We start from the raw sequence: 19740 nt of genomic DNA, 5'->3' as shown, positions 1-19740 counted from the left end.
CATTGGTTTATCCAATCATTCGATAAAACAAAACGAAACCTCTGTATTATGCTGACACGATACAATTCAAATCTGTGAATGGCTTGACTAGGTCAATCGCTCACCTCAAAATCAGTATATATACTCACATACGCCAAAATGACAGATATAGTTTTAATATGATTTTTAATGCCTTTAGAAAATATCCATCTATTAAAATATTCAGTATTGGTTTTACTGTTTTAACGCTAGCAGCTTGCTCTCCACTAGGAGGTGGTTCTCTTGCAAAACGCTCAGCTAAACTTTCTACAGGGATTCAAAAGGCCTACGCTGTGCATCCTGATACAGCAAATCGTGTAGCACCAATCATTGTACAAAGTGCCGAACAACATAATGTTGACCCTCTGCTTGTTGCTGCAGTTATTAGACAAGAATCTAACTATCATGGCTATGCTGTTTCACCTTCAGGCGCAGTTGGGTTTACACAAATTATTCCACGTTATTGGCAGCAGACTTGTCCTGGCGATTTATTCCACGAACATACCAATATCAACTGTGGTACATATATTTTAAATCATTATAAAAATCAGTCTGGTAAATGGCCTAAAGCTTTAGCCTATTACAATGTGGGACCTACAGGCTACAATAATAATAGAAAAATGAAAAAACAAGGTAAACGCTATGCGAAACAAGTCAAACAGCACCAAAAAAAATTAAAAGATGCACTTTAATGTTGACTTACTAGCTTAATAAAGTAGCCAATACCCGTTGAGTTAAAACCATCCACAGATGGTTTTATTTTCCTTTCTTTTTCTACTTTTCTTCTTAATATTTTCTTTCCCATATAAAAAACACCCTCAACGCTAGTTGAGGGTGTTTTGAATAATGAGCTGGCGATGACTTACTCTCACATGGGTAACCCCACACTACCATCAGCGCGAAGAGGTTTCACTTCTGAGTTCGGGAAGGGATCAGGTGGTTCACTCTTGCTATGGTCGCCAGCACAACTGTTTACGGAGACTTGCATTGGTCTTACTCACGACTGTGATGCACTGCGTTTTCCGAATCTGTAACAGATTGGGCTGTATTGGGTCTGAATTTTATTGTTTAGCGTTAACTAAATCAAGATCAGTCTGAATTGACTGATTGGATTTGAATCGATTGAGCATACAACGCCAACTGTTTGGGTGTTGTATAGTCAAGCCTCACGAGCAATTAGTATTGGTCAGCTTCACATATCGCTATGCTTCCACATCCAACCTATCAACGTCGTAGTCTTCAACGGCTCTTTAGGAGGCATAAAGCCTCGGGGAAATCTTATCTTGAGGTAGGCTTCCCGCTTAGATGCTTTCAGCGGTTATCCCTTCCGAACATAGCTACCCGGCGATGCGACTGGCGTCACAACCGGTACACCAGAGGTTCGTCCACTCTGGTCCTCTCGTACTAGGAGCAGATCCTCTCAAATTTCCAGCGCCCACGGTAGATAGGGACCGAACTGTCTCACGACGTTCTAAACCCAGCTCGCGTACCTCTTTAAATGGCGAACAGCCATACCCTTGGGACCTGCTTCAGCCCCAGGATGAGATGAGCCGACATCGAGGTGCCAAACACCGCCGTCGATATGAACTCTTGGGCGGTATCAGCCTGTTATCCCCAGAGTACCTTTTATCCGTTGAGCGATGGCCCTTCCATACAGAACCACCGGATCACTAAGACCTACTTTCGTACCTGCTCGACTTGTGGGTCTCGCAGTTAAGCGCGCTTTTGCCTTTATACTCTACGCGTGATTTCCGACCACGCTGAGCGCACCTTCGTACTCCTCCGTTACTCTTTAGGAGGAGACCGCCCCAGTCAAACTACCCACCAGACATGGTCCTCGTCCCGGATAACGGGACAGAGTTAGAACCTCAACATTACCAGGGTGGTATTTCAAGGACGGCTCCACTCGGACTAGCGTCCAAGTTTCAAAGCCTCCCACCTATCCTACACAAGTAAGGTCAAAGTTCAATGTCAAGCTGCAGTAAAGGTTCACGGGGTCTTTCCGTCTAGCCGCGGGTACACCGCATCTTCACGGCGAATTCGATTTCACTGAGCCTCTGCTGGAGACAGCGCCGCCATCATTATGCCATTCGTGCAGGTCGGAACTTACCCGACAAGGAATTTCGCTACCTTAGGACCGTTATAGTTACGGCCGCCGTTTACTGGGGCTTCGATCAAGAGCTTCGCTTACGCTAACCCCATCAATTAACCTTCCAGCACCGGGCAGGCATCACACCCTATACGTCCACTTTCGTGTTTGCAGAGTGCTATGTTTTTAATAAACAGTTGCAGCGGCCTGGTTTCTGAGGCTGTCGACAGCTCAAGGAGCGAGTCCTATCACCATCAACAGCGTACCTTCTCCCGAAGTTACGGTACCATTTTGCCTAGTTCCTTCAGCAGAGTTCTCTCAAGCGCTTTGGTCTACTCGACCTGACCACCTGTGTCGGTTTCGGGTACGATTCCAGTGTAACTGAAGCTTAGAGACTTTTCCTGGAAGCAGGGTATCAGCCACTTCACTGTACAAGTACAGCTTGCTATCAGATCTCAGCATAGAGCACCCCGGATTTGCCTAAGATGCATGCCTACTTCCTTTCACCTGGACAACCAACGCCAGGCTGACTTAACCTTCTCCGTCCTCTCATCGCATTACACTGAAGTATTGGAATATTAACCAATTTCCCATCGACTACGCCTCTCGGCCTCGCCTTAGGGGTCGACTCACCCAGCCCCGATTAACGTTGGACTGGAACCCTTGGTCTTTCAGCGAACGGGTTTTTCACCCGTTTTGTCGTTACTCACGTCAGCATTCGCACTTCTGATACCTCCAGCAGACTTCTCAATCCACCTTCTTCGGCTTACAGAACGCTCCCCTACCACGCATAATAAATTATGCATCCGCAGCTTCGGCACATAGTTTTAGCCCCGTTACATCTTCCGCGCAGGCCGACTCGACTAGTGAGCTATTACGCTTTCTTTAAAGGGTGGCTGCTTCTAAGCCAACCTCCTAGCTGTCTATGCCTTCCCACATCGTTTCCCACTTAACTATGATTTTGGGGCCTTAGCTGGCGGTCTGGATTGTTTTCCTCTTGACTACGGACGTTAGCACCCGCAGTCTGTCTCCCGGATAGTACTCATTGGTATTCGGAGTTTGCATCGGTTTGGTAAGTCGGGATGACCCCCTAGCCGAAACAGTGCTCTACCCCCAATGGTATTCGTCCGAGGCGCTACCTAAATAGCTTTCGGGGAGAACCAGCTATCACCGAGTTTGATTAGCCTTTCACCCCTATCCACAAGTCATCCCCTGGCTTTTCAACGACAGTGGGTTCGGTCCTCCAGTTAGTGTTACCCAACCTTCAACCTGCTCATGGATAGATCACCCGGTTTCGGGTCTATACCCAGCAACTAGACGCCCTATTAAGACTCGATTTCTCTACGGCTCCCCTATTCGGTTAACCTCGCTACTGAATATAAGTCGCTGACCCATTATACAAAAGGTACGCAGTCACCAAACAAGTTGGCTCCCACTGCTTGTATGCATGCGGTTTCAGGATCTATTTCACTCCCCTCACAGGGGTTCTTTTCGCCTTTCCCTCACGGTACTGGTTCACTATCGGTCAGTCAGGAGTATTTAGCCTTGGAGGATGGTCCCCCCATATTCAGACAAGGTTTCACGTGCCTCGCCCTACTCGTCATCATTATGTGTGCCTTTTCGTGTACAGGACTATCACCCACTATGGTTGCACTTCCCAGAGCATTCCACTAAAACACACATAACTTAATGGGCTTTTCCCCTTTCGCTCGCCGCTACTGAGGGAATCTCAATTGATTTCTTTTCCTACGGGTACTGAGATGTTTCACTTCCCCGCGTTCGCTTCGTATGACTATGTATTCATCATACGATACCTACCTTAAGGTAGGTGGGTTTCCCCATTCAGAAATCTCCGGATCAAAGGATATTTGCCGCCTCCCCGGAGCTTTTCGCAGGCTATCACGTCTTTCTTCGCCTCTGACTGCCAAGGCATCCACCACATGCACTTAATTACTTGACTATACAACCCCAAACAGTCGTTAACCCCTACAAGTAGGATTAAGACAATTAAATAAATCAATGATCTATTTAATCTACAGTTCAAAGTCTTGTGCACTTAAGCACTGTACAGCTTCAATCTAAATTCATATACCAAAACGCTTGATTCAGTTAATTTGCTAGTTCTCATTTCAATTCGTAATTAAACCGTAACACCGAAGCATTATTGTCAATCTTGAATTAAATGAGTTGAACAATTTATTTCAGACTCAATTTTTGCCAATCTGTTAATGAATTAATGCATCCTCGTCGGACTGCACTAAATACTGTGATATTTAAATCACAGAACTTAATAAGCTTATACTTACTAAATTCTGTAATCTATGGTGGAGACTAGGAGAGTCGAACTCCTGACCTCCTGCGTGCAAAGCAGGCGCTCTACCAACTAAGCTAAGTCCCCAGCTTATCATCTGTGATTCGATGTATCGTAGACTGTGTTAAGGCGAATGCTTAACTCGAGCATAGCTCTCGTCTTGCGCTCGGGCGAAACATGTTTCGCTGACCCTCGCTCATGGTGGGTCTGACAAGACTTGAACTTGTGACCCCACGCTTATCAAGCGTGTGCTCTAACCAACTGAGCTACAGACCCTCAGATACATCAATGAAGAACAACTTGTTGTGGATTCTTACCAATCGTCAATCTTTCGTTAAGGAGGTGATCCAGCCGCAGGTTCCCCTACGGCTACCTTGTTACGACTTCACCCCAGTCATCGGCCACACCGTGGTAAGCGTCCTCCTTGCGGTTAGACTACCTACTTCTGGTGCAACAAACTCCCATGGTGTGACGGGCGGTGTGTACAAGGCCCGGGAACGTATTCACCGCGGCATTCTGATCCGCGATTACTAGCGATTCCGACTTCACGCAGTCGAGTTGCAGACTGCGATCCGGACTACGATCGGCTTTTTGAGATTAGCATCCTCTCGCGAGGTAGCAACCCTTTGTACCGACCATTGTAGCACGTGTGTAGCCCTGGCCGTAAGGGCCATGATGACTTGACGTCGTCCCCGCCTTCCTCCAGTTTGTCACTGGCAGTATCCTTAAAGTTCCCATCCGAAATGCTGGCAAGTAAGGAAAAGGGTTGCGCTCGTTGCGGGACTTAACCCAACATCTCACGACACGAGCTGACGACAGCCATGCAGCACCTGTATGTAGATTCCCGAAGGCACCAATCCATCTCTGGAAAGTCTCTACTATGTCAAGGCCAGGTAAGGTTCTTCGCGTTGCATCGAATTAAACCACATGCTCCACCGCTTGTGCGGGCCCCCGTCAATTCATTTGAGTTTTAGTCTTGCGACCGTACTCCCCAGGCGGTCTACTTATCGCGTTAGCTGCGCCACTAAAGGATCAAATCCCCCAACGGCTAGTAGACATCGTTTACGGCATGGACTACCAGGGTATCTAATCCTGTTTGCTCCCCATGCTTTCGCACCTCAGTGTCAGTATTAGGCCAGATGGCTGCCTTCGCCATCGGTATTCCTCCAGATCTCTACGCATTTCACCGCTACACCTGGAATTCTACCATCCTCTCCCATACTCTAGCTAACCAGTATCGAATGCAATTCCCAAGTTAAGCTCGGGGATTTCACATTTGACTTAATTAACCACCTACGCGCGCTTTACGCCCAGTAAATCCGATTAACGCTCGCACCCTCTGTATTACCGCGGCTGCTGGCACAGAGTTAGCCGGTGCTTATTCTGCGAGTAACGTCCACTTATCCCAGGTATTAACCAAGAGAGCCTCCTCCTCGCTTAAAGTGCTTTACAACCAAAAGGCCTTCTTCACACACGCGGCATGGCTGGATCAGGGTTCCCCCCATTGTCCAATATTCCCCACTGCTGCCTCCCGTAGGAGTCTGGGCCGTGTCTCAGTCCCAGTGTGGCGGATCATCCTCTCAGACCCGCTACAGATCGTCGCCTTGGTAGGCCTTTACCCCACCAACTAGCTAATCCGACTTAGGCTCATCTATTAGCGCAAGGTCATAAAGAGCCCCTGCTTTCTCCCGTAGGACGTATGCGGTATTAGCATCCCTTTCGGAATGTTGTCCCCCACTAATAGGCAGATTCCTAAGCTTTACTCACCCGTCCGCCGCTAGCTCAGTTACCGAAGCAACCTCGCCCGCTCGACTTGCATGTGTTAAGCCTGCCGCCAGCGTTCAATCTGAGCCATGATCAAACTCTTCAGTTAAAATCATTTTGAAGTTTTAATCTAAACTTCCAAATCTGGCTCATCAATTTTCTGACTTAAATTTCGCTCAAATAAACTTCGAGTAATTTAAACCAATCAATCAATGAAAATATTTTCGATCAATCAATCAGTAAAAATCCACACAAGTTGTTCTTCATAATCTCTTAATGATTTCCTGTTATTTCGTCAATAACAGCACCAACTCATTCAACACTGCGTTGGTGTGCTGCGTATTCTATACAGTTTTTGAATAGACGCAATATATTTTTTAGTTTTTTTTCAAAAAAGGCATCATCCGCCCAAGTTTTAGATGCATTTGATACTTTTATCACACTTTTCTTATGATTTGTCTTTTTTTCGCACGTTGCTAAATTGGTTTTTAAATAAATCCTTTTAAGGCGATAACAAAAAACAACCAGCTCAATTGAACTGGTTGCAAATCAACATTAATTGGCTTGTTCTGCAAGCCATGACATGAATTTTTGTCGCTCTGCTTTACTGGCTTGTTGCCACAATTGAATCAATTGTTGCTCTTTGCCCTGTGTTTGTTTTGCTGTAGGCAATGTGACTGGGGTAGTTTTCTCAGATGGCAATACTGCTGCCGCGGTATACACTGCCGCTGGCTGATTGACCGCAGCACTATTTTGAGTGGTATCTACAGTTTTATTAAGCCAACTACCACCTAACCAACCAGTTGAACTTGCTTTGGCACCTGTTTGTTGTACTAACAATTGATTCTTTTGATTATATAAGCCAACGCTAGGTTGATCTTTAAATTCTTTTGCAGCATCGAAATCTTTAGGTGGATTTACCAAAGCAAGTCGATAGTTTTCACCATCTTGAAGAATTGGAGTTTTGAGCGTAATAACACCCGATTTTAAAATATCGTGCGCACCATTATGATGTTCAAAATATTGTTGATACCGCAAGTTAATGACATTTTCACCCGCATTGACTTTCACTTGTTGTGCAGAACTGAATAAACCTGAACGAATTTCTTGATCATTTACAGCGAGTAACTTAATTTCTTCTGGTACTGCAATGGTTACTGCTGAAAATGCTGAACTACAAGCCATCAATGCAATACTTGCTACGCCTAATTTAAATGCCATATTTCACTCTGTATCATTTATTAAAGTTTGATTGCACTATGCAATGTATAAATGACAGTTTTATGACAATTAATGGGTTCAGGCATTTTCACATGAATAAGTAAGTTGTAAGACACATCACTACCCCCAGAAACAAAAAAGTAGGATGAATCATCACCCTACTTTTTAGTTTGTGCAGTAAGTATTGCTAGAGCTTAGTTAAAGCTTTTGAAACGTTCTGCATCATCCATAAATTTTTTTTCACCCGCAGGTGCTTCAATTGAACCAAACACCAATTGAGCACGCAGTTTCCAATTTGCTGGAATGTCATAAGTTTGAGCAACTTCTTCATCTACGATTGGGTTGTAGTGCTGTAATGATGCACCTACATTGATCTCTGACAACGCTGTCCACACTGCGAATTGCGCAATCCCTGTTGAATGCTCTGACCATACTGGGAAGTTGTCTGCATATAGCGGGAATTGTTCTTGTAGACCTTTTACAACATCCTGATCTTCGAAAAATAATGCTGTCCCAAAACCTGCACTAAAGCTGTTAATTTTTGCTTCTGTGTTTTCAAATGCGTCTGCAGGAACTATTTTACGTAAAGTTTCTAAAACGATATTCCAGAATTGCGTATGCGAAGCACCGTATAAAGTCACAACACGTGATGTTTGCGAGTTAAATGAAGATGGGCTTAAGCGAACCGCTTGTTTAATTGTACTTTCAATAGTTGCCTGATCTACAGGAACGTTTTTACCAAGTGCGTAGATTGAACGACGTTTTTCTAATTGATTCAAAAAAGACATTTTTGATTCCTCTGCAGTATTTTGTATAAATTAATTGATACAGCGATATTAAGCTTTTTATTCAGCATAAACATTACATAAAATACGACAGTGTGTTTTATGTATAGAACGATTATAGTTTTATAAAGTGACAAATGAATGTGACTGCATCTATATACCTCTAATTCTACAGATACAGCCTTTTGCAACATAAATATGCTGCGGTTCGCTCTTTGTGGCGCATAATAAGAAGCTGATTTGACCAATCTTAATCAAATGCTGTCATTTAGGCATAAACTTTAAATTGATTTTGATAGTGTGCATGACTCCGCTCGGTTGCTTCTTCTTCAATTGATCCAAAAACAAGTTGTGAGCGTAATAGCCATGTATCTGGAATATCAAAATGCTCTGCCACAGCGCGGTCCATGCTTGGATGATAATGTTGTAAAGATGCACCCACACCTGAATCTGACAGTGCTGTCCACACCACAAATTGCGCCATGCCTGAAGTTTGCTCCGACCAAATTGGAAATTCTGCAGCATGAAATGGAATTTTCTTTTGCAATTGACGAATCACTTGTTGATCTTCATAGAACAATACCGTGCCAAAAGCTGCTGCACATTGTTCGATTTTCATTTTAGTACCTGCTAAAACCTGTTTGGGTACAAATTGGCGTTGCACGTCCTGCACTAAATTCCAAAATTTTTTATGTGATTCAGAAAATAAAATAACTACGCGCGTACTTTGAGAATGATGTGCCGATGGACAGGTACGCACAGCTTCCTGAATCAGCTCGGCCCTATACGTTTGGCTAAAATGGATGCGTTTAACTAAAGCATAAATACTACGGCGCTTTTTCAATTGATCGATGAAAGTCAGTTCATGTGCATCATGGCTCGGCTTTTTCTTAAGCTTAAAGTCTTTCGTGATATCTGCTGTAAGCACATGACCAATTTTATTTAACAGTGTCATTTTAACTTCCCCAAAAAATCAATCAAAATCAATCTAATATTTTTTCTTATTCTATCTAGACGGATGTGCTTTTATTCACATTCGTATTTTTAGCTGCTGCTTTATAAAACACTCAAACCCGCTAAAAACAACAAACTCCGCATTTTGCGGAGTTTGTATCAAACTTACAGCATTTTTACATTTTAGCTTTAAACTTATTTTAAAACTTATTTCTCAGTTTCAAACAGTGCCGCAACAAATGCTTTGGCCGAGAATGGACGTAAATCATCAATTTTTTCGCCCACACCAATAAAGCGAATTGGCACATGGGTACGGCTTGCAATGTTAAATAACACGCCACCTTTTGCAGTACCGTCCAGTTTGGTGATGGTGATACCTGTTAAGCCAACAGCCTCATCAAACATTTCAACTTGATTAATCGCATTTTGACCTGTGCCTGCATCTACCACCAACATTACTTCATGCGGTGCGGTCGCATCAATTTTTTGCATTACACGCTTAACTTTAGTCAATTCTTGCATCAGGTTGCTTTTGTTATGCAACCGTCCTGCAGTATCTGCAATTAACACATCAATGCCTTTGGCACGCGCACTTTCAAAAGCATCGAAAATAACAGAAGCACTGTCTGCACCGTGACCTTGTGCAACAACGGCAACGTCGTTACGCTCACCCCAGATTTGCAATTGTTCAGTCGCTGCGGCACGGAAAGTATCCCCTGCGGCCAACATGACTTTTTTTCCTTCGCCTTGTAAGCGTTTCGCCAACTTGCCAATGGTTGTGGTTTTACCTACACCATTCACACCCACGACTAAAATCACATAAGGGGTTTTATTGGCATCAATATGTAAAGGTTTTACCCGTGGCGCAAGCAAAGCCACCAATTCTTCTTGCAAAGCTTTATATAAAGAATGCGAATAAATTAAGTCACCACGCGCTGTACGCTCGGTCAAATTGGCAATAATGGTTTTCGTTGCATCTACACCAATATCTGCAACCAACAGTTGTTCTTCGACTTCTTCTAATAATTCATCATCAATTTCTTTACCGCCAATCAGAATATTCACCATGCCATCGGCAAAGTTTTTACGGGTTTTGGTTAACCCTTCTTTCATGCGACTAAAGAAACCACTTTTCGAAGGTGCTTCCGTGTCTGATGATGTTTCTGCGGCAGGTTCAGACGTTTCTGCTTGTTGTAGAGGTGTTGTTTCAACAATCGGAACATTTACCGCTGGCAAATTCGGTAATGTGACATCATCATCTCCGATATCAGCATCAATCAAAAATTTATTTTGCCCATTAGATTGCTGTTGCATGCCGAATCCTTGAAAAGCATTGCGTTAAAAAATCGGATTCTAACATAAACCAATTGCTTTTACCTCGTATTCCAATCACATAGCTGCATACAAAAAATACCTAAAGCAATCCTTGCCTTTCCGCTTTAATTTTTGAAAGATAAGCCGATAACGATTGATCTCCACTTGCTTATGTTCCAATTTTCGATGAAGTCTGTTTGTGCGTTGGTTTGGGGTTTAACAGCTTCAATTTGCCATGCAGAAGTTTTAACTGCGAATAACACTTTTGAAACCACACTCAACAATGGTTTAAAAGTCATTATTCGTGAAGACCATCGTTCTCCTATGGTGATGACACAAATTTGGTACAAAGTAGGCAGTAGCGATGAGTCGGGAAATACACTTGGGATTTCACACGTACTTGAACACATGATGTTTAAAGGTACAGCCAAAGTACCGAATGATGAATTTACCCGTTTAAGTCGTATTTATGGTGGCAATGTCAATGCAGCGACCTTTATCAATTACACCAATTATTATCAGCTCTATCCCAAAACTTATTTCCCACTGGCTTTAGAGTTGGAAGCCGACAGAATGAGTAATTTGTTGCTTCGCCAACAAGATTTTGAGCCTGAAATTAAGGTGGTGATGGAAGAACGGCGGCAACGTACAGATGATAATCCGCGAGCTTTGGCTTTTGAACGCTTTAAATGGATTGCCTACCCAACCAGCCATTATCGCCAACCCATTATTGGTCACATGAAAAACTTGCAAAGCATTCAGCTGCAAGAAGTACAGGCGTGGTACAAAAAATGGTATCGCCCCAATAATGCTATTTTAGTGATTGTGGGCGATGTAGATCATCAAGCCGCATTGTTGCAAGCCCAAAAGTATTTTGGAGATATTCCGAAAGCACCTACGCCACCGCGTAATGATGTGTTGGAGTTTGAACAATTAGGTTATCGACACATGGAATTGTCTGCGGCTATACAAGTTCCTAATTTATATATGGCTTGGAATGTCGGCTCATTAGCAACAGCGAAAAGTCCTCAAGATGCCTTTGCGCTCACCATCATCAAACAACTATTAGACAGTGGAATTACTTCACGTTTAGAACAGCGCTTGGTCAGAAATAATAAGATGCTTAGCTCCGTCAGTGTCAGTTATGATCCGTATCAACGTGGGGACAGTTTGTTTAGTATTTCGGCATTGCCTGCAGCAGGTGTAACGTTAAGCGAAGCACAAGCCGCAATTCAAAACGAAGTGGATACACTAAAACAGGATTTGGTCAATTCAAATGAAATTGAGCGCGTAGTGACTCAATTTGTGGCCAATTGGATTTATAGTCAGGATGATTTGGCTGGACAAGCCCGAACTATTGGCAATTTAGAAGTCAATGGATTTAGTCACCGTTTAATTGATGTTTTACCACAACACTTCCAAGCCATTACTGCCCAAGATCTGCAACGTGTTGCGCAAAATTACTTTAATAAAGACAGACTCAGCACCTTGTATTTATTACCTCAAAGCGCAACACCTTAAACTGTGATTTCCATGAAAAAACATCTATTCAGCACGCTTATTTTGAGCACGAGTTTTGGCCTATGTTCTGCTAGCTTTGCGATGGAAACTGCCACCACAGCAGCGCTTGATTTTGCCGAAACGGACGTAAGTACGCCTTTGCAATCTCTGAGCTTGCTGCACAGTTTAAATGCTGTAAATGAATTGGGCGATGTTCGCGCTCCACAGGTGCATGAATTAAAAAATCATCGACACGTACGCACTTTATTTGTCGAAAATCCTGCTTTGCCAATGGTTGATATTCAACTGACTTTTAATGCAGGTTCTGCCCGCGATGCAGAAATTGAAAAAGGTTTATTTGGCGTTGCCAATATGGCAGCGCAACTGATTGATGAAGGCACCAAGCGTTATAAGACAGAGGAAATTGCAGCAGCCTTTGAAACCACAGGCGCACGTTTTAGTGCCACGGCGTACCGCGATATGTTTGTGGTACGGCTAAGAACACTCTCTGATCCGCAGAAAATGCAAACTGCCGTCAAAATGATGTTGGAAATACTAAAACATGCAACTTTTGAGCGCTCCAATATCCAGCGTGTGCAAAGCAATACACAAATCGGACAAAAACAACTGCAAGAAAATCCAAGCCGTTTAATGAATATTCGCTTATATCGCGCAATTTACGGACAACATGCCTATGCAGAACCCATTACAGGCACCAATGGCAGTATCAAACGGATTCAACCAACGCACTTACAACAATTTAGAGATCAGTTTCTGGTCGCGCAAAATATGAATATTGCCATTACAGGCAAATTAACCTTAAAAGAAGCAGAAAAACTTGCCAACACTATAAGCACACATATTGTCCAAGGTACTGCAGCAACAGCTTTGCCACGGCCTACACCTGCAACACGGTTCAACATCCAGCATATTCCTTATCGCTCACAACAAGCGCATGTGAGTATTGCGCAACTTGCGACCACACGAGATGATCCTGATTATTTGGCTTTGGAAATTGCCAATAAAATGCTAGGTGGCAGCAGTTTCAATTCTATTTTGATGAAAGAATTACGAGTAAAACGTGGCTACACTTACGGTGTTAGCAGTTCGTTTCGGTTTACCCAAGCAGCGGGTTTATTTAGCTTAGGCTATTCTACGCGCCAAGATCAGTTACTCGATAGTATTCAGGTCGCTCACCAAAGCTTAATTCAATTTGTGCAACAGCCCATCAATTTGGAGCAATTAAAAGAAACCAAAGCAGGTTTAATTCGTGCTTTTCCTAATCAATACAGCAGTAATGCCAGTATTAATGCCCAGCTTGGACACATAGGCTTTTATCGGCTACCTGCAAATTATTTAAGTGATTATGTAGAGCGCGTGGAAAAAATAACCGCAGAAGATGTGCAACGTGCGATTCGCAAACATTTGCATCCTGATCGTTTAACTTTGGTGATTGTGAGCGAACATTTAGATAAAGCGGCATTGGAAAAAATGCTACAGAACAATTTACTTGCGCCAATATCTTTAACACCGACACCGCGCAATATGAATAACACGCCAATAGAAAAAATTACTCTTGCACCAAGGCAGGAAGTTGTTGAGCCCGATCTTGCTCCATTTGATGTGCCTGCATTAATTTTAAATAATGCACATAACGAATTGGACGTTGATTGAGTAAACGCACGGCCATGTCTTGGGTATTGGCATACATAGATTGTTGCGACAAACGCTCAACATTTTGAAATTGTTGCACCCCAACTGGGCGATAAAGCGCAACACTTGCTAATGTTAAAATAATAAAAATGATACTCAGCACAACAATATTATAAATTTGCTCGAGTTTCAGTTGAGAAATAAATTGAATCGTTTTTTGAATTGCGTTGTGCATGACCTACCTCTAATCGCCTTAGTGTAGGATGCCCTTGTGAGTTGTACAAGTTAAACAGCTCAATTTTTACTGTATCGTCACGGTAAAAATTGAGCCTTTTTCTACAAATTCTACAAAGCATTCAGCTTTAGCCAATGGTGCCACGAATTACAGCAAAGTATAAAACCAATGCAATGACTGCAAGCACCAAGAAAATAGCAAATATACTGACACCGCCCTCTGCTTCGGCAGGATGCAGTTCGTCTTCATCTGCGATACGGAGTAATTCACCATCATAATTACGGTAAAATTCTATACGATCGCTTCGCTCTAAAGTCTTAGCAAAATCAGCCACGCGTTTACGTTGCGCCAGACAGTATTCACCTAAATGAACATCTCGACGGAAAATTGCCTCATCTAGTTTTTTACGGTGATGATGTGCCAACTCAATAATTTGAGAAGTCAATGGAGGTACATCAAAAGCACATCCGTCTACGGATCTTGTCATGTTGTTCTCCTTTTTTATCATGCTTAGAGCTTTAGTTTAATCAAAATTAAACTTGTTCAATGTTTAATCATGTAAACTTGAAATATACTAATCTACCCCGATAATTATTTGACAATTCAATCAAATTGTAATATTAGTTTAACAATATAGTGTTAAATTGATATGAAGCCTAAAAGGTAGGCTTAAATAAGTAATCATAATTACAATAAGGAGTTTTATATGATTCAAACAATCTCTCACCATGACTTAGAGCATGTTTATGCAAATGCAGTGAACACGATTCATTCACAAATGAACTTCCAAGATGCGGTAAAACAACTCGAAGAAGCTGCACGCGCAGGACATGGTAAAGCAGCAATGTTCTTAGCAGAATTGTATTATCAAGGTTTCCGTGTAGAACGTGATTCATTGAAAGCGCAATACTGGCAAAACATGGCTACCATGCAAGCATAATAAAACGTCACTTAGGTGGCGTTTTTTTTGACCCTTAATTTAGAGACTTAAACCATAAATACATATTTATTTACGATTTTAAGCAAAGCTTAAACGGTATATTCATCAATTCTTTTTACAATATAGCCAAATTTTACAACCTTGCTTGATTATGAATCAGATTAACCAACTCCAACCTTTACCAAAGGATTTCCTGCTTAAAGTTACACTATTAAAATCAATGATGTACTGCGGTGTACTTTGGGGTTTATTCCATCAAGGTTGGGCAATGAGTTCAGATCACGATGATTATATTTTCCCTTTTTGGTTAAATGCGGTACAGGCGCATAAATATGCAGCTAAACACTGGCCACAATACATTCCTCGTAAAATTTCCGCGCAGGATTTCGAGACTTCTTTATTACCAACGCTCACTCGTTTAAATGTCACTCCAACCTTATATGGTTCGTCAAGTCAAAAAATTAAACTGACCACTTCACAAATGAAACATTTCTTTTTTAATGAATCTACGTTAAATATTGCTTAAATAATAACGGAATAGCATTGACGTAAAAATTAACAATCGTGACGCTAAAGTATTTGCAATTTTAACATTTCACGTTACTTTAAAAGTCAAACAATAAACAACAATCAGGACACAGAATATGACCAAGGTAATTCACGTTTTACAAGATAAAGTACATCACGAAATTTACACAATTCGTCCAGAAGCAACGGTTTTAGAAGCTATTAGTTTAATGGCTGACAAAGGCATTGGTGCATTGGTGGTTACCAATCAAAATAATCATGTGGTTGGTATTCTGTCTGAGCGTGATTACACCCGTAAAGTTGTTTTAATGGAACGAACATCTAAAAGTACAACAGTCAGTGAAATTATGACTGCTAAAGTACTGACCGTGACCAAAAACACCAGTGTGAAAGAATGCTTGAACTTAATTACAGACCATCATTTACGACACTTGCCTGTACTTGAAGATGAACAATTGGTTGGTTTGGTGTCGATTGGTGACTTGGTGAAGGCGACTATGGATGATCAGCGCAAATTGATCGAGCAATTACAACAATATATCGCAAGCTAAGACACTGTTTTATAAAACCTGCCAAATATAAAGTAAAGATAAAAAACCGCCTAAACTTACACGTTTAGGCGGTTTTATCATATTCAGTAAAATTAGTTCAAACCTAATTTTTCTGCTACATAGTCTGCATCTTTATCACCACGACCTGAAAGATTGACCACAATTTTCACGTCTCTTGCCATTTTTGGTGCTTCACGCAAGGCCCACGCTACCGCATGTGAGCTTTCCAAAGCAGGTACAATCCCCTCTACGCGTGACAAGGTCATAAAGGCATCTAAACACTCTTGGTCTGTTGCTGTTGAATATTCCACGCGACCAATATCTTTTAAAAAGCTATGTTGTGGCCCCACACCCGGATAATCCAAACCCGAAGCAATTGAATGAACTGGCAATGGCTCACCCTGTTCATCTTCAAGCACATAACACGCCATGCCGTGTAACTGACCAGGTTTACCCAAAGTTAAGGTTGCAGAGTGTTGATCTGTATCTAAACCATGTCCTGCAGGTTCTATACCCACAAGCTTAACTTCAGGATCATTTAAGAAGGCAGTAAATGCACCCACTGCGTTTGAACCACCACCCACACATGCCACGATATAATCTGGATTTACCCCAAAGCGTTCTTGGCTTTGCATTTTAATTTCATCGCCAATAATTGCTTGAAAATCACGTACCATTTTTGGAAATGGATGTGGGCCAACCACTGAACCAATTGCATAAATATAGTTTTTCGGGTCTTTTAAATATTCTTCAAATGCGCTGTCTACGGCATCCTTTAAAGTCGCTGTGCCACGTGTGACGGATATCAGCTTAGCACCTAAAATTTTCATTTTCACAACATTTGGATGTTCTTTTTCAATATCGACCTGTCCCATGTGAATTTCACACGGAATGCCCACCAACGCACATGCCGTTGCCAACGCGACACCATGCTGCCCTGCACCTGTTTCCGCAATCACTTTAGTTTTACCCATATATTTGGCGAGCAATGCTTCACCTATACAGTGATTGATTTTATGTGCACCCGTATGATTTAAATCTTCACGTTTCAAATAAATTTGTGCACCCCCCAACTGCTCAGATAAACGTTTTGCATGAAACAAAGGACTCGGACGTCCTACATAATTGGCAAATAAATCCTTTAATTCATTTTGAAATTCTGCTGTATGACGAATTTTTTCATAAGCAAGGTTAATTTCATCCATGGCTGCTTTTAAATGCGGTGGAATAAACTGCCCGCCATATTGTCCGAAAAAACCTTCTTCATTCGGTAATGCGATGCCATTGATTTGATGTTCCATCTCGATCCCCTCAAATTGAAATTCACGTTGCTTATCGTATTGCTATTTCATCAATATGCACGCAATAACTGATATAGATAAAAAATTAATGGAAAAAATGGCGCTTATCGCGCCAAATATTTCGTCATATCTTCAATGCCTTTTAAAGTCATTGGGTACATATGATTTTCAAAAATTTGTCGAATTAATCCAATGGTATGTGTGTAATGCCAATAGCCTTCTTGTTCAGGATTCAGCCATGCGGTTTTTTCAAAATGCTGACGCAGACGTTGTAGCCAAACTTGCCCCGCTTCATCATTCATATATTCCACCGAACCACCAATCGAATTCAGCTCATAAGGTGCCATACTCGCATCACCAACCACAATTACTCGATAGTCGCGTCCATAGGTATTAAATAAATCCCATGTATTCATGCGGGTACTGCTACGGCGTAAATTGTCTTTCCAAACATAGTCGTATAAACAGTTGTGGAAATAAAAATATTCGAGGGTTTTAAACTCAGTTTTGGCCGCACTAAACAGTTTTTCACATTGGACGATGTGCGCATCCATCGAACCACCCACGTCAAACAACATCAACACTTTGACGCGATTACGACGTTCTGGCACCAATTGCACATCTAAAATACCCTGTTTGGCAGTTTCGCGGATAGTGCCATCAATATCTAGTTCTTCGGCTGCGCCTTGACGGGCAAATTTACGCAAACGACGCAGTGCCAATTGCATTTGTCGCGTACCTAAAATCTGTTCATCGTCTAAATTCCGATACTGACGCTGCTCCCAGACTTTCACAGCAGAACGCTTACGTCCGGGCCCACCAATACGCACACCTTCGGGATGATCCCCAAAAGCACCAAACGGTGATGTGCCACCCGTACCAATCATACGGTTGCCGCCCTGATGTTTTTTATGCTGTTCACGCAAACGTTCTTCCAGCATTTTCATCAATTCTTCTAATGAACCTGCTTTTTTGAGCTCTTCACGCTGTTCTGGCGTAAGATGCTTTTCAAGCAACTCTAAATCAAACCAATCTTTGGGCAATTGATGGACTTGGTTCAGTAAATCATCTAAATCAAATGTAGAAATGCCATCAAAATAGTCTTTCATGGCACGGTCAAACTTGTCAAAAAAACGCTCATCTTTAACCATGACAGTTTTAACTAATTGATAGAATTCATCTTGGTCTGCAAAAACCAAACCCGATGCCACTGCCTGATTTAAGTCGATCAATTCACGTGTGGTGACAGGTACACCGTAGCGTCGCAAGGTATAAAACAAGCGCACAAACATGGCGTTGTCCTCCCTTAACGGCGCGACATAAAGGCTAAACGCTCAAGCAATTGCACATCTTGTTCATTTTTGATTAATGCGCCGTATAAAGGCGGAATAGCTTTGCTTTTATCACTATGACGCAAAATATCTTCAGGCATGTCATCTGCCATCAATAGGCTTAACCAATCAATGAGTTCAGACGTAGATGGTGGTTTTTTTAAGCCGGGAACTTGGCGTAATTTAAAGAAAACTTGTAAAGCTTCTGAAACCAATGTGCTTGAAATATTAGGGAAATGCACATCGATAATATCGCGCATGGTCGCTTCATCTGGGAAATCAATATAATGGAAGAAACAGCGACGTAAAAAAGCGTCTGGCAGTTCTTTTTCATTATTAGAAGTGATGATCACGATTGGACGTTGTGTTGCGGTAATGGTTTCGCCTGTTTCATAAACATAAAACGACATTTTATCAAGTTCATGCAACAGGTCATTTGGGAATTCAATATCTGCCTTGTCAATCTCATCAATCAACAACACACAGCGCTCTGAGCTAGTAAATGCTTCCCACAATTTTCCAGGTTTAATATAGTTTTTAATGTCATACACACGGTCATCGCCCAATTGGCTGTCACGCAAACGCGACACTGCATCATATTCGTATAAACCTTGCTGCGCTTTGGTAGTCGATTTAATGTGCCATGTAATCAGTTTCAAATCCAGACTTTGAGCCACCTGCTCAGCCAATAAGGTTTTACCAGTACCCGGCTCACCTTTCACCAAAAGTGGTTTTTGCAAAGCACGTGCGGCTTTCACCGCAAGTTTTAAACTATCAGTCGCAATGTACTGATCTGTACCTGAAAATTGTTGCGTATCAACAGACATGATTTTACCTTAATATTTTTAGTTACAGTGGTGAGGTGTTTTTGTTGGCTGTATAAGTGCTTTGTTTTAAACGGTATTTTGACCAGAAATAGCCGACCAACAAGCCGAGACCGGTCACAAATAAAATGGCAGATAAATTAGACCAAACCAATGGCATTTCTTTGGTTAAAACACCAAAAAGAAGTCCAAAGATGGCTGGGGCAAGTGCTGCATTGCTGCCTTCGGATACTGTAGGGGTAAGTAAAATTGCAAACAGCACAATCCAAGTTATGCCACCTAATGGATTTGGCAAACGCTTGGCAATTTCATACCAACACCACAAAATAATGGCACTGCCAAGCAAGTAAATAGCAATCGCAATTGCAGTTTCAGGAATTGATGCCAACGCAGTCATAACACTATTCATTTCTCAACTCCT

At 42.1% G+C, this 19740-nt stretch carries 16 protein-coding genes, 2 tRNA genes and 3 rRNA genes; 6 read left to right on the top strand and 15 right to left on the bottom strand.

Going from position 1 to position 19740, the window contains the following annotated elements:
- Nucleotides 1-158 precede the first annotated feature (158 nt).
- Nucleotides 159-710, top strand: coding sequence for a lytic transglycosylase domain-containing protein (locus tag LZP46_RS06925; RefSeq protein ID WP_236095187.1), 552 nt, complete (start codon nt 159-161; stop codon nt 708-710).
- Between the two features lie 157 nt (nt 711-867).
- On the opposite strand, the gene rrf is transcribed toward LZP46_RS06925, so the two are convergent.
- The 9 genes from rrf to ftsY form a co-directional block, all read right to left on the bottom strand.
- A 5S ribosomal RNA gene (gene rrf, locus LZP46_RS06920) occupies nt 868-982 on the bottom strand.
- A 191-nt stretch (nt 983-1173) separates the two neighbouring features.
- Nucleotides 1174-4067, bottom strand: a 23S ribosomal RNA gene (locus LZP46_RS06915).
- A gap of 362 nt (nt 4068-4429) precedes the next feature.
- Nucleotides 4430-4505: transfer RNA gene (locus LZP46_RS06910), tRNA-Ala, on the bottom strand.
- 112 nt (nt 4506-4617) lie between these two features.
- Nucleotides 4618-4694: transfer RNA gene (locus LZP46_RS06905), tRNA-Ile, on the bottom strand.
- Nucleotides 4695-4753: 59 nt separating this feature from the next.
- Nucleotides 4754-6291, bottom strand: a 16S ribosomal RNA gene (locus tag LZP46_RS06900).
- The 16S, 23S and 5S rRNA genes sit together here with 2 tRNA genes alongside, the layout of an rRNA operon.
- 446 nt (nt 6292-6737) lie before the next feature.
- Nucleotides 6738-7403 carry a DUF2057 domain-containing protein gene (locus LZP46_RS06895; protein ID WP_236095103.1) on the bottom strand — a complete coding sequence of 222 codons (666 nt, stop codon included), beginning with the start codon at nt 7401-7403 and terminating at the stop codon, nt 6738-6740.
- A gap of 194 nt (nt 7404-7597) precedes the next feature.
- Entirely contained in the window at nt 7598-8191 is a 594-nt protein-coding gene (locus LZP46_RS06890; protein WP_236095102.1) for a nitroreductase family protein, read from the bottom strand.
- A 265-nt stretch (nt 8192-8456) separates the two neighbouring features.
- Nucleotides 8457-9143, bottom strand: a complete 687-nt coding sequence (locus tag LZP46_RS06885) for a nitroreductase family protein (protein WP_236095101.1) — start codon at nt 9141-9143, stop codon at nt 8457-8459.
- A 206-nt stretch (nt 9144-9349) separates the two neighbouring features.
- Nucleotides 9350-10456 carry a signal recognition particle-docking protein FtsY gene (ftsY, locus tag LZP46_RS06880; RefSeq protein WP_236095100.1) on the bottom strand — a complete coding sequence of 369 codons (1107 nt, stop codon included), beginning with the start codon at nt 10454-10456 and terminating at the stop codon, nt 9350-9352.
- A 171-nt stretch (nt 10457-10627) separates the two neighbouring features.
- On the opposite strand from ftsY, the gene LZP46_RS06875 reads away from it, so the two are divergent.
- Both LZP46_RS06875 and LZP46_RS06870 read left to right on the top strand, forming a co-directional pair.
- Nucleotides 10628-11977 carry a M16 family metallopeptidase gene (locus tag LZP46_RS06875; RefSeq protein ID WP_236095099.1) on the top strand — a complete coding sequence of 450 codons (1350 nt, stop codon included), beginning with the start codon at nt 10628-10630 and terminating at the stop codon, nt 11975-11977.
- A 12-nt stretch (nt 11978-11989) separates the two neighbouring features.
- A complete protein-coding gene (locus tag LZP46_RS06870) occupies nt 11990-13630 on the top strand; it encodes a M16 family metallopeptidase (protein ID WP_442863544.1) in 1641 nt (546 codons plus the stop codon).
- Here LZP46_RS06870 and LZP46_RS06865 read toward each other — a convergent pair.
- The gene (locus tag LZP46_RS06865; protein WP_236095098.1) at nt 13527-13844 is read right to left on the bottom strand and encodes a hypothetical protein; all 318 of its coding nucleotides are present in this window, start codon (nt 13842-13844) and stop codon (nt 13527-13529) included. The genes LZP46_RS06870 and LZP46_RS06865 overlap by 104 nt on opposite strands.
- A gap of 127 nt (nt 13845-13971) precedes the next feature.
- Entirely contained in the window at nt 13972-14331 is a 360-nt protein-coding gene (locus LZP46_RS06860; RefSeq protein ID WP_236095097.1) for a hypothetical protein, read from the bottom strand.
- A gap of 219 nt (nt 14332-14550) precedes the next feature.
- Here LZP46_RS06860 and LZP46_RS06855 point away from each other — a divergent pair, with 219 nt between their 5' ends.
- From LZP46_RS06855 to LZP46_RS06845, 3 genes are all read left to right on the top strand, one after another.
- A complete protein-coding gene (locus LZP46_RS06855) occupies nt 14551-14784 on the top strand; it encodes a hypothetical protein (RefSeq protein ID WP_004976599.1) in 234 nt (77 codons plus the stop codon).
- Nucleotides 14785-14935: 151 nt separating this feature from the next.
- The gene (locus LZP46_RS06850; protein ID WP_026438214.1) at nt 14936-15310 is read left to right on the top strand and encodes a DUF2750 domain-containing protein; all 375 of its coding nucleotides are present in this window, start codon (nt 14936-14938) and stop codon (nt 15308-15310) included.
- 118 nt (nt 15311-15428) lie between these two features.
- A complete protein-coding gene (locus LZP46_RS06845) occupies nt 15429-15863 on the top strand; it encodes a CBS domain-containing protein (RefSeq protein ID WP_236095096.1) in 435 nt (144 codons plus the stop codon).
- Between the two features lie 92 nt (nt 15864-15955).
- Here LZP46_RS06845 and trpB read toward each other — a convergent pair whose 3' ends face one another.
- The 4 genes from trpB to LZP46_RS06825 form a co-directional block, all read right to left on the bottom strand.
- On the bottom strand, nt 15956-17164 hold the full coding sequence (gene trpB / locus LZP46_RS06840; RefSeq protein WP_236095095.1) for a tryptophan synthase subunit beta: 1209 nt from the start codon (nt 17162-17164) through the stop codon (nt 15956-15958).
- A 104-nt stretch (nt 17165-17268) separates the two neighbouring features.
- On the bottom strand, nt 17269-18456 hold the full coding sequence (locus tag LZP46_RS06835) for a vWA domain-containing protein (protein WP_236095094.1): 1188 nt from the start codon (nt 18454-18456) through the stop codon (nt 17269-17271).
- A gap of 14 nt (nt 18457-18470) precedes the next feature.
- Complete coding sequence (locus LZP46_RS06830; RefSeq protein ID WP_236095093.1) at nt 18471-19322, bottom strand: AAA family ATPase; 852 nt, start codon at nt 19320-19322, stop codon at nt 18471-18473.
- Nucleotides 19323-19344: 22 nt separating this feature from the next.
- Nucleotides 19345-19728: a hypothetical protein gene (locus tag LZP46_RS06825; protein WP_236095092.1), complete on the bottom strand. Its 384-nt coding sequence runs from the start codon at nt 19726-19728 to the stop codon at nt 19345-19347.
- Nucleotides 19729-19740 lie beyond the last annotated feature (12 nt).

Source organism: Acinetobacter sp. SCLZS86, assembly GCF_021560715.1.
GTDB classification, from domain to species: domain Bacteria; phylum Pseudomonadota; class Gammaproteobacteria; order Pseudomonadales; family Moraxellaceae; genus Acinetobacter; species Acinetobacter towneri_A.
The sequence above is the reverse complement of the archived record's forward strand: the minus strand, read 5'-3'. Positions and strand labels throughout refer to the sequence as shown.

Coding starts and splice junctions, on each gene's coding strand:
- LZP46_RS06925 (WP_236095187.1), top strand. CDS start 159: ATGATTTTTAATGCCTTTAGAAAATATCCATCTATTAAAATATTCAGT.
- LZP46_RS06895 (WP_236095103.1), bottom strand. CDS start 7,403: ATGGCATTTAAATTAGGCGTAGCAAGTATTGCATTGATGGCTTGTAGT.
- LZP46_RS06890 (WP_236095102.1), bottom strand. CDS start 8,191: ATGTCTTTTTTGAATCAATTAGAAAAACGTCGTTCAATCTACGCACTT.
- LZP46_RS06885 (WP_236095101.1), bottom strand. CDS start 9,143: ATGACACTGTTAAATAAAATTGGTCATGTGCTTACAGCAGATATCACG.
- ftsY (WP_236095100.1), bottom strand. CDS start 10,456: ATGCAACAGCAATCTAATGGGCAAAATAAATTTTTGATTGATGCTGAT.
- LZP46_RS06875 (WP_236095099.1), top strand. CDS start 10,628: ATGTTCCAATTTTCGATGAAGTCTGTTTGTGCGTTGGTTTGGGGTTTA.
- LZP46_RS06870 (WP_442863544.1), top strand. CDS start 11,990: ATGAAAAAACATCTATTCAGCACGCTTATTTTGAGCACGAGTTTTGGC.
- LZP46_RS06865 (WP_236095098.1), bottom strand. CDS start 13,844: ATGCACAACGCAATTCAAAAAACGATTCAATTTATTTCTCAACTGAAA.
- LZP46_RS06860 (WP_236095097.1), bottom strand. CDS start 14,331: ATGACAAGATCCGTAGACGGATGTGCTTTTGATGTACCTCCATTGACT.
- LZP46_RS06855 (WP_004976599.1), top strand. CDS start 14,551: ATGATTCAAACAATCTCTCACCATGACTTAGAGCATGTTTATGCAAAT.
- LZP46_RS06850 (WP_026438214.1), top strand. CDS start 14,936: ATGAATCAGATTAACCAACTCCAACCTTTACCAAAGGATTTCCTGCTT.
- LZP46_RS06845 (WP_236095096.1), top strand. CDS start 15,429: ATGACCAAGGTAATTCACGTTTTACAAGATAAAGTACATCACGAAATT.
- trpB (WP_236095095.1), bottom strand. CDS start 17,164: ATGGAACATCAAATCAATGGCATCGCATTACCGAATGAAGAAGGTTTT.
- LZP46_RS06835 (WP_236095094.1), bottom strand. CDS start 18,456: ATGTTTGTGCGCTTGTTTTATACCTTGCGACGCTACGGTGTACCTGTC.
- LZP46_RS06830 (WP_236095093.1), bottom strand. CDS start 19,322: ATGTCTGTTGATACGCAACAATTTTCAGGTACAGATCAGTACATTGCG.
- LZP46_RS06825 (WP_236095092.1), bottom strand. CDS start 19,728: ATGAATAGTGTTATGACTGCGTTGGCATCAATTCCTGAAACTGCAATT.